Source organism: Streptococcus oralis SK304 (genome assembly GCF_000287715.1).
GTDB lineage: Bacteria > Bacillota > Bacilli > Lactobacillales > Streptococcaceae > Streptococcus > Streptococcus oralis_Y.
The window spans coordinates 394,862-410,725 of the sequence record NZ_ALJN01000016.1 but is presented as its reverse complement, the minus strand read 5'-3'; the positions used below and the strand labels follow the sequence as shown (position 1 = coordinate 410,725).

General features: G+C 41.2%; 17 protein-coding genes. 8 read left to right on the top strand and 9 right to left on the bottom strand.

Features of this window, described 5'->3' with window-relative positions:
• Positions 1-51 precede the first annotated feature (51 nt).
• The 5 genes from mutY to HMPREF1125_RS08860 all read right to left on the bottom strand — a co-directional run bounded on the left by mutY (position 52) and on the right by HMPREF1125_RS08860 (position 4,685).
• Positions 52-1,218 carry an A/G-specific adenine glycosylase gene (gene mutY, locus HMPREF1125_RS08880; RefSeq protein ID WP_000886140.1) on the bottom strand — a complete coding sequence of 389 codons (1,167 nt, stop codon included), beginning with the start codon at positions 1,216-1,218 and terminating at the stop codon, positions 52-54.
• An 82-nt stretch (positions 1,219-1,300) separates the two neighbouring features.
• Positions 1,301-2,275 carry a phosphate acetyltransferase gene (gene pta, locus HMPREF1125_RS08875; protein WP_000451562.1) on the bottom strand — a complete coding sequence of 325 codons (975 nt, stop codon included), beginning with the start codon at positions 2,273-2,275 and terminating at the stop codon, positions 1,301-1,303.
• A gap of 43 nt (positions 2,276-2,318) precedes the next feature.
• On the bottom strand, positions 2,319-3,215 hold the full coding sequence (locus HMPREF1125_RS08870; protein WP_001210023.1) for an RluA family pseudouridine synthase: 897 nt from the start codon (positions 3,213-3,215) through the stop codon (positions 2,319-2,321).
• Positions 3,212-4,030, bottom strand: coding sequence for an NAD kinase (locus HMPREF1125_RS08865; protein ID WP_000799064.1), 819 nt, complete (start codon positions 4,028-4,030; stop codon positions 3,212-3,214). Before HMPREF1125_RS08865 ends, HMPREF1125_RS08870 begins: the two co-directional genes overlap by 4 nt.
• Entirely contained in the window at positions 4,014-4,685 is a 672-nt protein-coding gene (locus HMPREF1125_RS08860; RefSeq protein ID WP_000151551.1) for a GTP pyrophosphokinase, read from the bottom strand. Before HMPREF1125_RS08860 ends, HMPREF1125_RS08865 begins: the two co-directional genes overlap by 17 nt.
• Before the next feature lie 128 nt (positions 4,686-4,813).
• Here HMPREF1125_RS08860 and HMPREF1125_RS08855 point away from each other — a divergent pair, with 128 nt between their 5' ends.
• The 7 genes from HMPREF1125_RS08855 (at position 4,814) to HMPREF1125_RS08825 (ending at position 9,581) form a co-directional block, all read left to right on the top strand.
• Entirely contained in the window at positions 4,814-5,383 is a 570-nt protein-coding gene (locus tag HMPREF1125_RS08855) for a CYTH domain-containing protein (protein WP_000681313.1), read from the top strand.
• Positions 5,384-5,494: 111 nt separating this feature from the next.
• Complete coding sequence (locus HMPREF1125_RS08850) at positions 5,495-6,454, top strand: ribose-phosphate diphosphokinase (protein ID WP_001283846.1); 960 nt, start codon at positions 5,495-5,497, stop codon at positions 6,452-6,454.
• A 9-nt stretch (positions 6,455-6,463) separates the two neighbouring features.
• On the top strand, positions 6,464-7,579 hold the full coding sequence (locus HMPREF1125_RS08845; RefSeq protein WP_000639683.1) for a cysteine desulfurase family protein: 1,116 nt from the start codon (positions 6,464-6,466) through the stop codon (positions 7,577-7,579).
• Between the two features lie 4 nt (positions 7,580-7,583).
• Positions 7,584-7,931, top strand: coding sequence for a DUF1831 domain-containing protein (locus HMPREF1125_RS08840; protein WP_000863518.1), 348 nt, complete (start codon positions 7,584-7,586; stop codon positions 7,929-7,931).
• Positions 7,932-7,937: 6 nt separating this feature from the next.
• Complete coding sequence (locus HMPREF1125_RS08835) at positions 7,938-8,141, top strand: DUF4649 family protein (RefSeq protein ID WP_000286095.1); 204 nt, start codon at positions 7,938-7,940, stop codon at positions 8,139-8,141.
• Between the two features lie 93 nt (positions 8,142-8,234).
• The gene (locus HMPREF1125_RS08830; RefSeq protein ID WP_000653419.1) at positions 8,235-8,876 is read left to right on the top strand and encodes a redox-sensing transcriptional repressor Rex; all 642 of its coding nucleotides are present in this window, start codon (positions 8,235-8,237) and stop codon (positions 8,874-8,876) included.
• Positions 8,877-8,891: 15 nt separating this feature from the next.
• Positions 8,892-9,581: a gamma-glutamyl-gamma-aminobutyrate hydrolase family protein gene (locus HMPREF1125_RS08825; protein WP_000743323.1), complete on the top strand. Its 690-nt coding sequence runs from the start codon at positions 8,892-8,894 to the stop codon at positions 9,579-9,581.
• Here HMPREF1125_RS08825 and radC read toward each other — a convergent pair.
• From radC to HMPREF1125_RS08805, 4 genes are all read right to left on the bottom strand, one after another.
• Complete coding sequence (radC, locus tag HMPREF1125_RS08820) at positions 9,578-10,258, bottom strand: RadC family protein (RefSeq protein WP_000286941.1); 681 nt, start codon at positions 10,256-10,258, stop codon at positions 9,578-9,580. The two genes, HMPREF1125_RS08825 and radC, sit on opposite strands and share 4 nt — an antisense overlap.
• Before the next feature lie 42 nt (positions 10,259-10,300).
• The gene (gene pcrA / locus HMPREF1125_RS08815) at positions 10,301-12,592 is read right to left on the bottom strand and encodes a DNA helicase PcrA (RefSeq protein ID WP_000992899.1); all 2,292 of its coding nucleotides are present in this window, start codon (positions 12,590-12,592) and stop codon (positions 10,301-10,303) included.
• An 88-nt stretch (positions 12,593-12,680) separates the two neighbouring features.
• A complete protein-coding gene (locus HMPREF1125_RS08810) occupies positions 12,681-13,193 on the bottom strand; it encodes a GNAT family N-acetyltransferase (RefSeq protein ID WP_001142346.1) in 513 nt (170 codons plus the stop codon).
• A gap of 73 nt (positions 13,194-13,266) precedes the next feature.
• Positions 13,267-14,937, bottom strand: a complete 1,671-nt coding sequence (locus tag HMPREF1125_RS08805) for a formate--tetrahydrofolate ligase (protein WP_000845253.1) — start codon at positions 14,935-14,937, stop codon at positions 13,267-13,269.
• A 231-nt stretch (positions 14,938-15,168) separates the two neighbouring features.
• Here HMPREF1125_RS08805 and coaB point away from each other — a divergent pair, with 231 nt between their 5' ends.
• Positions 15,169-15,858 carry a phosphopantothenate--cysteine ligase gene (gene coaB, locus HMPREF1125_RS08800; protein WP_002883223.1) on the top strand — a complete coding sequence of 230 codons (690 nt, stop codon included), beginning with the start codon at positions 15,169-15,171 and terminating at the stop codon, positions 15,856-15,858.
• Positions 15,859-15,864 lie beyond the last annotated feature (6 nt).

Genomic DNA, 15,864 nt, shown 5'->3' with positions numbered 1-15,864 from the left:
TCTATTATAACAAAAAAATACAAAGAAGGCACAAATGGCTACTGTAAGCCTTCATCTTCGAGAGTTGTTTTTATAAGCCTGCCAAATTTTTTGTTGAGGTTTAGCCAGTGGATAATCAGAAAACTCCTGAGGAGAAACCCAACGAACTTCTCTGTCAGAAAACTGTTTCGAATCTGTCACTTGACCAGCTAGGATTTGAATATGCCATTTCCGATGACTAAATACATGCTTTACCTGGTCAAATACTTGCTGGGACCAATTCACTTCTAAATCATAATCCTGCTCAAAGTTTTCTTGAGGACTTGGTCCAAAAGCTCTGCTTTCCTCTTTAACTTGTGAAAAGAGATCTAGTTGATTATCATCGCTGTAGAAATCCTCAACTTCAATCAGCGGGAAATGCCAAAAACCGGCTAGCAGTTTCTCACTTTCATTTTTCTCAAGAAGATATTGACCACGGTCATTGCACACAACCAAAGCCTTGAGATATATTGGGAGAGGCTTTTTCTTGGGTTCTTTGATTGGATATCGATCCATGGTTCCATTCTGATAGGCTGCGCTAAATTCCTTAACAGGACTTTCTTCTGGTCTAGGATTAACTGGGGCCTCTATGTCGGACCCTAAATCCATCAGAGCTTGGTTAAAGTCTCCTGGTCGTTTCGGGTCAATCAAGATTTCCATCATGGATTGGAAAATCTTACGATTGCTGGGAACTCCGATATCATGATTAACCTCAAACAAGCGTGCCAAAACCCGCATGACATTGCCATCAACCGCTGGCTCAGGCAAGTTAAAAGCAATACTGGAAATTGCTCCTGCAGTATAGGGGCCAATCCCTTTCAAGCTAGAAATTCCTTCGTAAGTGTTTGGAAATTTCCCTTCAAAGTCTGTCATAATCTGCTGAGCTGCCGACTGCATATTGCGTACGCGGGAATAATAGCCCAACCCCTCCCAAGCTTTCAGTAAACGCTCCTCAGGCGCATTTGCCAAACTTTCAACAGTTGGAAACCAGTCCAAAAATCGTTCATAGTAGGGGATAACCGTATCTACCCTAGTCTGCTGGAGCATGATTTCAGAAACCCAGATATGATAAGGATTTTTACTTCTACGCCAGGGTAAATCCCGTTTATTTTCATCATACCAGTTGAGGAGTTTCTCACGAAAAGAGGAAATCTTCTCCTCCGGCCACATGACGATACCGTATTCTTTCAAATCTAACATATATCTAGTATAACATAGAAGCTTCTAACTGTCCTTTTCTCAGTACTAAAAAGCCTCTTCCCATGGGAAAGAGGACTAAATCTTATTGATGAACTGCTTGAGCTGCTGTGATAAGGGTCAACTTGTAAACATCATCTGCATTACATCCACGAGAAAGGTCGTTAACCGGTTTGTTCAAACCTTGCAGAACTGGACCTACAGCCGCGAAGCCACCAAGACGTTCTGCAATCTTGTAGCCAATATTTCCTGCTTCGATACCAGGGAAGATAAAGACAGTTGCTTGCCCAGCAACGTTACTTCCTGGAGCTTTCAATGCTGCAGTTTCAGGGTGGAAGGCTGCATCAAATTGCAACTCACCATCAATCTCAAGGTCTGGGCGCAAGTCGTGAGCAATTTTAGTCGCTTCAACAACCTTATCAACGCTTGCACCAAAGCCTGAACCTTTAGTAGAATAGCTTAGCATGGCAATTTTAGGCTCGATACCAAACATCTTAGCTGTGATTGCTGAATTGATCGCAATTTCAGCCAAGGCTTCTGCATCTGGATTGATATTAATGGCACAGTCTCCAAATAGGTAACGTTCTGTACCACGTACCATGAGGAAGGCACCTGACGTACGAGTAACATTTGGGCGTGTTTTGATGATTTGAAGGGCTGGGCGAACTGTTGAGGCAGTTGAGTGAATCGCACCAGATACCATACCGTCAACCAAGCCCAAGTAGACTAACATAACACCAAAGTAGTTGACATCTTCAACCAAAACTTTGCGCGCTTCTTCTTCAGTCATTTTGCCCTTACGACGCTCTACTAAAGCAGCAACCATTTCTTCAAATTGAGGATAGTGTTGAGGATCGATCACTTCATAACCATCCATGATCCCTTCTATTTCAAGATAAATTTTGATTTTTTCTGGGTTCCCAAGCAAAACAGGAACAACTTCTGTTTCTTTTACCAAGCGTTTGGTTGCCTGAAGAATACGAGGTTCTTCCCCTTCAGGGAGAACAATACGAGCATTTTTGCCAACTAGGTTGGCTTTGAGATTTTCAAAAACTTCCATGAGTTTTCTCCTTTAAAAAATTAAATTATACTCAAAATAGATTTTAAAGAGTATTAGTTGATAACTGAGTTATAAGATTGCTGAAATCATCCGGTAAGGGATTTTCTAGTTGCAAATCTTGCTCCAGAAAAGGATGATAAAAAGATAAATAATGACAATGCAGAGCCTGACGTTGAATCCCATCGTCTAAGCTTCCTCCATAGAGATCGTCTCCCAACAAAGGAAAGCCGATATGAGAAAAATGCACTCGGATCTGATGAGTTCGTCCAGTATGCAGGCGAATATCAACTAGGTGAATATCTCCATAAGACGCTACAACTTTGTAAGACGTATGAGCGTATTTCCCACCTTTGGCAACCCGTCTCGTGATAATGGAGTCCACATCACGCGCAATCGGGGCGATAATCTCCCCTTCTGGCTCCAAGACGCCAGCTCCTTTAACTAAAGCAAAGTAACGTTTCTCGATAGACTTTCGCTGCAGTTGCTTGTCTAAACGTGCATGAGCGTAACCATGCTTGGCAAAAAGCATCAAACCAGATGTATCTCTATCAAGCCTAGTCACGATGTGAACTTGCTGATTTTCATATTCTTGTTTGACATAGTAGCCCTTGATAAAATTAGCAATGGTATTGGAATGATTGACACTGGGGATGGATGCTACTCCATAAGGTTTATTCAAAACCAAAAAATGGTCATCCTCATAGAGAATATCCAGTGGACGCTCAATTGCTTCAAGACTCTCAAACCCTTCCTCCGCTGGAATGTCAATAGTTACCCTGTCTCCAATATCTAAGAGATAAGTCGCATTTTGAGGTTGGTCATTGACCAGAATAGCCCCACCTCGAAACTTAATCTTAGCCAAAAGTCCCTTAGAAACCTCGTGTTTCTTGAGAAAAGTTTTGACTTTAACGTGCTCATCTGCGGTAAATTCGAACCTCATTCATCCACCTCGCCGATGAAGGCATCTTTGACACGATTCCAAAAACTAGTGTGGCTTGGAGTCGCTACGAAGTGAATCTTGTGATGGTCGATTTGATACTCAATCCGTTCGATATTACGGAATGAATAGACACTGTTATCGACTGATATCGTGTGGTAATCATTGCGTGTCGGCAAGAGCTCAATCTTATCTTTTTTGGGAATAATGATTGATGATCCCAGAGTGCGGTAGACTCGGTTGTTAAGACTTGCTATTTCCGTCAACTGCAAGGCTTCAATGGTAGGATGCAAGACAGCTCCCCCCAAGGACTTGTTATAGGCAGTACTTCCCGTCGGCGTCGAAACAGTCACTCCATCTCCACGAAATCTCTCAAACGGAACGTGGTTAATGATGATATCCGCAACCATGGTGCGGTCTGATCGACGGATACTCGCTTCATTTAAAGCTCGGAAGATTTTCACTTCTCCATTTTCAAGCGTTACCTTGACATTCAAAACAGGATAGGAAACTTTGGCACCAGTGTCTAGCAGAAGATTGGTCACCAACTGATCCAACTCAAAATCACGATAATCTGTGTAGAATCCCAAATGCCCTGTATGAACACCTACAAATCGAACCTTTTCTAACTGATTCTCATACTTGTGGAAAGCAGACAAAAGCATCCCATCTCCACCAATCGAAATGACGATGTCGGGATTGGTATCATTCAGTATAAAATGTTGTTTCTTTAGTTTTTCCCTCAGCTCATGCAAGACCTTCTGACTCTGAGGTTTTCTATTTGCTATGAGGTCAACTCGTTTACCTGTATTCTTCATCTGTATCGTCACTATTTCCTACACCATCGTTTAGTTTTCTGCTCAATGGATCAAAGAGAGCCTGCGCTTCCTGTATATCGTCACGAATCTTACCCATTTCTTCATCCAGTTGATAGGCTATTTTGGCCGTGATTTCCAGTCTTTTCCTGATTTCTTCTGGGAAATCGCCCTGGTATTTATAATTGAGCGAGTGCTCAATCGTAGCCCAGAAATTCATGGCTAAAGTACGTATTTGAATTTCCGCCAAAATCGTCTTAGCTCCGTTGATCGTATCAACCGTGTACTCGACAACCACGTGATAAGAACGATAACCTGAAGCCTTACGATGAGTGATATAGTCTCGTTCCTGAACGATTCTCATATCTTGGCGTTTACGTAGAATCTCAACTACTTCTTTAACGTCATCAACAAACTGAACCATGACACGTAAACCAGCAATATCTTGCAGATCATGTTCTAGATTTGCATAAGTAATTCCTCGACGAGCCATCTTTTCTTTGATACTTTCAATCGGTTTGACACGACCCGTTACAAACTCAATCGGAGAATGCTTGTTTTGCTTACGATACTGTTTGCGAATTCCCCGAAGTTTGATCTTCAACTCACCTACAGCCTGAATGTAAGGATCTAAAAATTCTTCCCATTCTATGGTCATACTTTCTCCCTTGTAATGTTTGATTGCTCTGTCGAAAATCTTTGATTTTTTCAGTACATTCGTATACAATAAATACATTGTCCATTATACCATAAATCGCTTTCAAAGATATAGAAAAGGTTGAAAAAATGAAACATTTAGAAATAGAATTGAAAACACTTCTGAAAAAAGAGGAATATGATTATCTAAAAAAACAGTTTTCCCATATCCAACCCGTCCTTCAGAAAAACTACTACATTGACACACCTGATTTTCAATTGCGTGAAAAGAAGGTTGCCATGCGCATTCGCACTTTTGCAGATTGGGCGGAATTGACCTTGAAAGTGCCTCAAACTGTAGGAAATATGGAATACAACCAGAAACTAACTCTTCCAGAAGCTGAATCGTACCTAGAAAAACAAAAACTACCTCAAGGGCTCGTTCTAGAAAAGCTCGCTAAGATTGGTATTGAAAGTCATGACTGGCTTGTTTTAGGCTGCCTTTCGACTCTTCGTTATGAAACGAAAACAGAAATCGGCTTAATGGCGTTAGATGAAAGTCACTACTTTGACCAAACGGACTATGAACTCGAGCTTGAAGTCACAGACCATGAAAAAGGGAAAGCCGATTTTCGGAAATTTTTAGATGAAAATCACATAACTTATCAGAAAGCTCCTTCAAAATTAATTCGTTTTATTAAAAGCATGAAAAAAAGCTGAAATAATCTCCTTTTTTTGGTAGAATAGAAAAGATAAAAATAAAAGAATCTTGCTTTGAAAAACAGAACTTTCTCAAAGGAGATTCACAAAGTTTACAGAGGACGGTCTATAATGTCAGATAGAAACAACATGAAACTTTTCACCCTAAACTCTAACCCAGAAATCGCTCAAAAGATTGCGGATACAGTTGGTGTACCTCTCGGAAAATTATCCTCTCGTCAATTTTCTGATGGTGAAATCCAGGTCAACATCGAAGAAAGTGTCCGTGGTTACGATGTTTACATCATCCAGTCAACCAGCTACCCCGTTAGCAACCACTTGATGGAATTATTAATCATGGTTGATGCTTGTGTTCGTGCAAGTGCTCATAGTATCAACGTTGTCCTTCCTTACTTTGGTTATGCGCGTCAGGATCGAATCGCTTCTTCTCGCGAGCCCCTCACTGCAAAATTGGTTGCCAATATGCTTGTCAAGGCCGGTGTAAGCCGTGTTCTAACGCTTGACCTCCACGCTGTTCAGGTTCAAGGTTTCTTTGACATTCCTGTAGACAATCTTTATACTGTTCCTCTATTTGCTAAGCACTACTGTGATAAAGGACTTCTTGGATCCGATGTTGTTGTTGTTAGTCCAAAGAACTCTGGTGTTAAACGTGCTCGTAGTTTGGCTGAATACCTTGATGCCCCTATCGCTATCATTGACTACGCCCAAGACGATTCTGATCGTAACGAAGGCTATATCATTGGGGATGTCGAAGGCAAGAAGGCTATCTTGATTGACGATATTCTAAATACTGGTCGTACTTTCTCTGAAGCAGCCAAAATCGTTGAACGTGAAGGTGCAACTGAAATTTATGCAGTATCTAGTCACGGTTTATTTGTTGAAGGTGCAGCAGACCTCCTTGATGCTACAAACATCAAGGAAATCCTTGTGACAGACTCAGTAGCAACTAAAGAAAGAACTCCAGAAAATGTATGTTACATTACTGCTAGCGAGTTAATCGGAGATGCTATCGTCCGCATCCATGAAAGAAAACCAGTCAGCCCACTCTTTGCTTACAACAAAAAGAAATAAGGTGATTCTTTGATTTATTTGGACAATGCTGCAACGACTCCTATGTCAGCAGTTGCTATTTCAGAAATGACCAAGGTCATGCAAGAAACCCATGGTAATCCTTCTAGTATTCATAGTCATGGTCGACAGGCTGGCAAGCTCTTGCGAGAAGCCCGTCAGGAACTAGCCCAGTTATTGGGGACAAAATCTCAACATATCTTTTTCACATCTGGTGGTACAGAAAGCAACAATACAGCTATTATCGGCTATTGTCTCCGTCATCAAAAAAATGGAAAACATATCATCACGACAGCTATTGAACACCATTCTGTGCTTGAGACTATCGATTATCTGGTGCAACATTTTGGTTTTGAAGCGAGTATCATCCAACCAGTAAATCAAGAAATAACTGCCCAGCAAATTCAAGAAGCTTTACGTGACGATACCATTCTCGTTTCCACTATGTATGCTAATAATGAAACGGGCAGTCTCTTACCTATCGCTGAGATTGGACGTGTTTTAAAAGAGCATCCTGCGGCTTATCATGTAGATGCTGTTCAAGCTATCGGAAAAGTTCCTATCCATCCCGAGGAATTAGGAATTGATTTCCTTAGCGCTTCTGCCCACAAATTCCATGGGCCAAAAGGAGTCGGCTTTCTTTATACTTCTTCCGCGGACTTTGATTCCTACCTTCACGGTGGAGACCAAGAACAAAAGAAACGGGCTGGAACAGAAAATCTCGCTGCCATTGTAGGCATGATCGCCGCTCTTAAAGAGGACTTAGAGCAGCAAGCTGAACATTACCAAAAACTAGAGGGATTAAAATCTGCTTTTCTAGATGAGATTGCAGATCTAGAATACTATCTCAACGAAAGCCAACACCAGCTTCCTTATGTTATCAACATTGGCTTTCCTGGTCAAAAAAATGATTTGCTCTTGCTACGGTTAGACCTTGAAGGAATTTCAATTTCTACCGGTTCGGCTTGTACTGCTGGTGTCGTGCAAACCAGTCATGTGCTTGAAGCATTTTATGGACCAGATTCACATCGTTTGAAAGAATCTGTCCGTATCAGTCTGTCTCCTCTTAACACTGAGGAAGAACTAAAACAACTCGCACAGACCTTAAAAAATATTATTGGAGATTAATCTAATGGCATTCGAAAAAACCATTAAACTACAAAACTGCCGCTACGACTACACACTTAGCCCATCTGTCAAAAAATTCACACTCAAAGACAATACTTTCTTTGAAACAAAAGTTGGAAACTTCGAACTGACTCGTCTGCTTGAGAAAGTACCTAACAGCGGTGAAGGATTCAAGCTAAAAATCATCATCAACAAAGACCTTACAGGTGCTAAACTCAATATCACTGACAAGTCAGGCCTTCGTTTGGTTAATATCTTTAGATCAGAAGACCATCATATCCACCAAGAGAAATTCTACTTCCTCATGGACAGCCTTGTAGAACGCGGTATCTTCACAAAAGAAGAAAGATAATTGACTATGTATCGTCTCACTTATCAAGATAGTTATCAAATAGAGCGTACCCTTGAATTTGAAAATTACGAAGAGCTTATGTTATCTCTATCAGGTTGTGTAACTCTTCCTGATACATTCCTAGTTACCTCATTAACCTTTGATGATAAAGTTATTTATCAAGGATTGGTCGGGGATCTCTACCGTTTTCTATCACAAGCTAATTTTTAAGACTAAAACTAAGATTTTCTTAGTTTTTTCTTGTTTTTGTTGATTTTTTCACAATGTTTCTATAAAATAGAAGAATAGAAAGGTTGTGGTTTTGTGAAAGATAAACAGTCTGCTATTCCAAAAGCAACAGCAAAAAGACTCTCTCTCTACTATCGAATTTTCAAGAGATTTCATGCCGAGAAAATCGAACGTGCCAACTCCAAGCAAATTGCAGAGGCTATTGGTATCGATTCTGCGACTGTTCGTCGTGATTTTTCCTATTTTGGTGAACTAGGTCGTCGTGGTTTTGGTTATGATGTTAAAAAACTGATGACTTTTTTTGCTGATCTCCTAAATGATAACTCCATTACCAATGTTATGTTGGTTGGGATTGGGAATATGGGGCATGCCCTTCTCCACTATCGCTTCCATGAGCGTAACAAGATGAAAATCATCATGGCATTTGACCTAGATGACCATCCAGAAGTCGGAACCCAAACACCTGATGGAATTCCAATCTATGGTATCTCCCAAATTAAAGAAAAAATCAAAGAAGCAGATGTTAAAACTGCTATCCTAACTGTTCCAAGTGTTAAATCACAAGAAGTCGCCAATCTTTTGGTCGATGCAGGTATAAAAGGTATTCTCAGTTTTTCCCCTGTTCACCTCCACCTTCCAAAAGATGTAGTCGTTCAGTATGTCGATTTGACAAGCGAACTCCAAACCCTCCTCTATTTTATGCGTAAAGAGGATTAGAAAGCGAAAGCATTTATGAAAAAACCAGTTATTGGGATTACAGGAAATGAAAAAGCTCATCCAGATGATGACATCATGATGAGCTATGCAGCAAAGGGCTTTGTTGAAGGAGTCAAGGACGCTGGCGGAATTCCAATCATCCTACCGATTGGTGATCAAGAAATGGCTACCCATTACATCAGTATCATTGATAAGCTCATCCTAACGGGTGGGCAAAATGTTGATCCAAAATACTATGGTGAGCCTAAAACCATTGACAGCGATGACTACCATCTTCAAAGAGACCAGTTTGAATTAGCCCTTATCAGAGAAGCGATTAAACAGAAGAAACCAATTTTCTCTGTTTGCCGGGGTACTCAGCTTTTCAATGTCGCTATGGGAGGTACGCTTCACCAAGATATCGAGGATCATTGGCAGGACTGTTCAGCCGAATACACGACCCAACGCCTCGCAACGGAACCTGATACCATTCTCCGAGAGATCTATGGAGAAATCTCTCATATCAACTCCTTCCACCACCAGAGCATTAAAGATTTAGCTCCTAATCTTAAGGTTGTAGCACATGATCCTAAAGATGGAATCATTGAGGCTGTGACAACTACGGACGGTCTTCCTTATCTTGGTGTTCAATGGCATCCTGAATTTCTCTTTGAAAATCGCCCCAAAGACAAAACGCTATTTGACTATGTTGTTAATGAACTCTAGATTAGATCCGTCTTTTCACAGTAACTAAAGTAATCAGAGTGAGAGACAATCAGATGATCCAGGAAAACCAGTCCCATCAGTTCACAGGCTTCCTTGACTAACTTGGTTACATGATCATCATTTCGGCTAGGTGATACGGCACCGGATGGATGATTGTGAACAAGAATCACAGAGGTGGCCATATGCTTGATGGCATAGTGAAGGATTTCCCTTGGTTCTGCAATGCTGCGTGTCGCAGATCCGATAAAGATAGTTTGCTGATGAATGATTTGATTTTGAGTATTGAGATAGAGCGCCACTAGGTGCTCTTGTTTTTTATCGCCGAGTTCCTGTTGCATTTTCTTGGCTAGCTTTTGACTACTGAGAATACTTTCCATCTCAAGGGTTTCATGTTTGTGAATACGATGTCCCAGTTCAATCACCGCTTGTAGTTCAATGGCCTTAATCCGTCCAATACCAGACAGACTCTGCAATTCCTGCAGGGTCATTTTTTTCAAATCAGTTAGACTAGTCAGACTATTCAAGACTTTCTGAGCAATTTCAAATACATTAGCCTGACGCGTTCCGGTTCTAAGCAGAATAGCTAGTAATTCTTGATTGCTCAGAGCCTCTACTCCTTCTTTAACTAGTCTTTCTCTAGGCAAAAGTGAATCTTCTTGGAATGAAATACTGTACATAAAAATCCTCCTCACTTTATTATTCGTGAGAAGGATGAAAAATTAGATTTTTTTCTCAATTGGGGCAACACTAGCTAGGAGTTTTTTCAGACCCACTTCTGGGAAATTGATTTTCAATTCCTGAGTAGCGCCACTACCCGACACTTCAAGAACTGTTCCTTCACCCCACTTTTTGTGAAGTGCAATATCTCCAATAGACCAACTTGTATCAGTCGAATCTTTTTTATTTCCAGCTGTAAATTGTCCAAATGGGAGACTACTTGACTGGATAGAGCTTGGTGCGACATTGCGTTTCCGTTCTTGAAGGGCCTGAGCTAAACTCATACCTTGACCGAAAGCAATCCCACCACTGCTATAAGAAGCCTTGAAACTGGTATTTGCCGGACGAGCCAAACCTTGATACTCAAGCAGGTCCGAACTGATTTCATTGATGAAACGTGTTGGACGATTATAATTGGTACGACCAAAAAGCAGACGAGAATTTGCATTGGTCAGATAGAGGATCTTTTCTGCGCGTGTGATACCGACATAGGCCAAACGGCGTTCCTCTTCTAGCTCATCTGGATCTTCAGCTGCACGGCTAAGTGGAAAGACATTTTCCTCCATCCCAATGATAAAGACAACTGGGAACTCAAGTCCCTTAGCTGCATGGAGGGTCATCAAGGTCACTTCTGATGTCTCCTGACTGCCTGAATCTGTATCTGCAATCAAGGCTAAGTCATTCAGGAAACGACTGAGTTTATCCAAACCTGTTGCCTCTTCTTGACTATCAGGATTGTCGTCAAAATTCTTAGTAACAGATAGGAACTCTTCGATATTTTCAACCCGAGCCTTGCTTTCTAAGGTCGCTTGAGCATTAAGAATATCGATATAACCTGTTTTTTCTAGAACAGCCTCAACCAGCTCAGTAATACTTAACTGGTCCAGTTGCTCCCGCAAATCCAGAATCATATTGGCAAAATCCCAGATAGACTGGGCTGCTTTTCCTTTGATACCAGACAGCATGATATTAGCTGAAGCATCCAGCATAGACATGTCTTGCATATTAGCAAAGTCGCGAATTTTCTCAACCGTTCCTGGGCCAATTCCGCGTTTTGGTTCGTTAATAATGCGCTCAAAACTGATATTATCACTCAAATTGGCAATGAGGTTAAGATAAGCGATAATGTCACGGATTTCTTTACGGCTGTAGAACTTGGTTCCGCCAACCATAGTATAAGGAATATTGGACTTTAGGAGGGCTTCCTCAATAGTACGAGATTGGGCGTTAGTCCGATAAAGAACTGCAAAATCCTTGTGGGGGAAGTTTTGAGTTCGACCAAGTTCATCGATGGTTTTTGCTACAAAAACAGCCTCGTCTTGTTCGTCATTTGCACGATAGTAAATAATCTGTTCCCCATCAGCATTCTGGGTCCAGAGATTCTTGGGGCGGCGATTTTGATTGTTTTTGATGACGTCATTGGCAGCTTGGAGAATGGTTTTGGTTGAACGGTAATTTTCCTCTAACAAAACGACCTTGGCGTTAGGGTAATCTTTTTCAAAATCCAAGATATTCTGCATATCAGCCCCACGCCAACCGTAGATAGACTGATCCGCATCACCGACCACACAGATATTTTTAAAACGCGAAGCCAAGAGTTTGACCAATTGGTACTGGGCATGGTTAGTATCTTGGTACTCATCGACATGGATGTACTGGAACTTCTGCTGATAGTAGGTCAAGACGTCAGGATTCTGATCAAAGAGACGCAAAGTCAACATAATCAAATCATCAAAGTCAACGGATTCAGACTGACGAAGCTCCTTTTGATAGGCCGTATAACACTGGGCCACGATTTGCGTATACATATCACCAGCTTGAGCAGCATAAGCCACATCATCAATTAGGTCATTCTTAGCATTGGAAATGGTTCCCAAAATAGTCCGTTCATTCCATTTTTTAGGATCCAAGTTCAACTGCTTGAGAATGCGTTTCATGAGGGTTCGCTGTTCTCCAGGATCTACTATGGTAAAATTGCGGTTGTAGCCAATATGATCCGCATCGCGACGTAGGATACGAACACACATGGAGTGAAAGGTCGCAATCAGACAGTCCTGGGTTGCTGGATTGAGCCCATAGGCACGCTCCTTCATCTCACGCGCAGCCTTATTGGTAAAGGTAATGGCCAAAATATTCCAAGGATTGACCATCTTCTCATCAATCAAATAAGCAATACGATGGGTCAAAACTCGGGTCTTCCCAGAACCAGCCCCTGCCATGATCAACAAGGGCCCTTCTGTCGTTTGCACCGCCTCAGCCTGACGGTCATTCATTCCATTCAATAATGCGTTCATTTTCTCTTCCTTACTCTTGAAGTCAATGTTTCTATTATATCAGAAATTAGGGAAAATATCTTTACCTAGACTGGTTGCGTGTGGAATTCTACTCTTTCATATCATCAGGAGGAGTCAATGACTTTTGCATCCAAACGATATCATGCCATTTTTCAAACTTATAGCCTATCTTAGGGAAATGAGCTACTTGTTCATAGCCCCTCTTTCGGTGAAGAGAAATGCTCCTATCATTTGGCAAAGTGATACAAGCTAAGAAGCGTAAGTAACCCCTTGACACTAATTCTTCCTCCAGACAATCATAGAGTAGACTCCCTAACCCTCGACCTTTGGCTTCTTGGTGCAAGTAAATTGACACCTCAACTGACCAATCATAAGCTCTCCTATCATAATAGGTGGAGGCATAGGCATATCCCAAAATTTTGCCTTCTTCCTCTAGCACTAGATAAGGATATTTAAGCAAGGTCTTTTGGATTATTCTTTGAAATTCTTCAACACTTGGCACCTCATATTCAAATGTAATGGCTGTATTAAGGACATAGGGAGCATAAATAGCAAGTAGGTCTGGAATATCAGACTCCCTTACTGTTCGAATCGTTGGCATATATTTCTCTTTCTAAAATCGAAAATGAGCTTGGATAGCTTTTCCAAACTCATTTGAAATCAATTGCAATATACTAGAACAATCCTAAAACGGTTCCATCACTTTCAACATCCATATTAAGAGCGGCTGGACGTTTTGGAAGGCCTGGCATGGTCATGACATCACCAGTTAAGGCAACGATGAAGCCTGCACCCAATTTTGGTACCAATTCACGAATGGTAATTTCAAAGTTTTCTGGCGCTCCAAGTGCATTCGGATTGTCAGAAAAACTGTACTGAGTTTTAGCCATACAGATTGGCAATTTGTCCCAACCATTCTGAATGATTTGGGCAATTTGCGTTTGAGCTTTCTTCTCAAAGTTCACTTTGCTACCACGATAGATTTCAGTGACAATTTTTTCAATCTTTTCTTGGACAGAAAGGTCATTGTCATAAAGACGAGTATAGTTGGCTGGATTTTCAGAGATTGTCTTGACAAGCGTTTCGGCAAGCGCTACGCCTCCTTCTGCGCCATCAGCCCAGACACTAGCCAACTCAACTGGCACATCGATTGATGCACAAAGTTCCTTCAAAGCTGCAATTTCAGCTTCTGTATCAGAGACAAATTCATTAATCGCAACAACTGCTGGAATACCAAACTTACGGATGTTCTCAACGTGGCGTTTCAAGTTAGCAAAACCGGCACGGACCGCCTCCACATTTTCCTCTGTAAGAGCGTCCTTAGCTACACCACCATTCATCTTAAGGGCACGAAGGGTTGCGACGATGACAACTGCATCTGGAGATGTTGGCAAGTTTGGCGTCTTGATATCAAGGAATTTCTCAGCACCAAGGTCTGCACCAAAACCAGCTTCAGTAACAGTATAATCAGCCAAGTGAAGAGCTGTGCTTGTTGCCAAGACAGAGTTACAGCCATGAGCAATATTGGCAAATGGACCACCGTGTACAAAGGCAGGTGTACCGTAAATTGTCTGAACCAAGTTAGGCTTAATAGCATCTTTCAAAATCAATGCCAAAGCACCTTCAACCTGTAAATCACCAACAGAAACTGGCGTGCGGTCGTAACGATAGCCAATAACAATATTCGCCAAACGACGTTTCAAATCTTCAATATCAGTCGCCAAGCAAAGAATGGCCATGATTTCTGAAGCTACGGTAATATCGAAACCATCCTCACGTGGAATACCATTTAGAGGGCCACCAAGTCCAACGGTAACATGGCGAAGGGCGCGGTCGTTCAAGTCTACTACACGTTTCCAGAGGATACGACGTTGGTCAATTCCTAGCTCATTCCCTTGGTGCAAGTGATTGTCAATCAAGGCTGAAAGAGCATTGTTAGCAGTTGTAATGGCATGCATATCCCCCGTAAAGTGGAGGTTGATGTCCTCCATTGGCAACACTTGGGCATAACCACCACCGGCTGCACCTCCCTTAATCCCCATGACTGGACCAAGAGACGGTTCGCGAATGGCAATCATGGTTTTCTTACCAATCTTGTTCAAGGCATCCGCAAGACCAATGGTAATGGTTGATTTCCCTTCACCTGCAGGTGTTGGGTTAATGGCAGTAACCAAGATCAATTTTCCAACTGGATTGCTCTCAACTGCACGAATTTTATCAAAGCTGAGTTTAGCCTTATACTTCCCGTACAACTCCAGGTCGTCGTAAGAAATACCCAGTTTCTCTACAACATCAACGATTGGCTTCAACTCAATACTCTGTGCGATTTCAATATCTGTTTTCATTCAAAACTCCTCTAACCTCTAATATGATAACTCATTATAACACAAAAAAAAGTTTTTCACATACAAAAAGCTTAGTAAAGTTTATAAACATCAAGTTTTAAGGCCGATTTTAGTCATCTTTTTTACTTTTTATAAGTTTTTATAGCCAAAAACTATAATCTTGCTGGAAAATTAGATAAAATAACAAACGCTTTCTTTGACTTGCATTTCTTTTTTTTGTACAATAATCCTATGAAAATTTTAGTTACGTCAGGCGGTACAAGTGAAGCAATCGATAGCGTCCGCTCTATCACTAACCATTCAACGGGTCGCTTGGGGAAAATCATCACCGAAGCCCTACTTGCTGCTGGCCATGAGGTTTGTTTGATTACTACTCCTAGTGCTATTAAGCCAGAACCTCATCCCAACCTAAGCATTCGAGAAATTAATAATACCAACGACCTTCTTCTGAAAATGAAGGATTGTGTTCCAAATTATCAGGTCTTAATCCACTCAATGGCTGTATCAGACTATACTCCTGTTTATATGACGGGGCTGGGGGAGGTCCAGGCTAGCTCTAATTTAGAAGAATTTTTAAATAAGCAAAATCATCAAGCTAAGATTTCTTCAACTGACGAGGTTCAGGTTTTATTCCTGAAAAAAACACCCAAAATCATCTCTCTAATCAAAGAATGGAATCCTGCCATTCATTTGATTGGTTTCAAACTGTTGGTTGATGTCTCTGAAGATTATCTCATAGAAATTGCTAGAAAAAGCCTTATCAAGAACCAAGCAGACTTAATCATTGCAAATGATCTCACTCAAATTTCAGCAAATCAGCATCGCGCAATCTTTGTTGAGAATGATCATCTTCAAACTGTTCAAACCAAAGAGGAAATTGCAAACCTCCTTCTTGAAAAAATTCAAGCATACGATTCATAGAAAGGA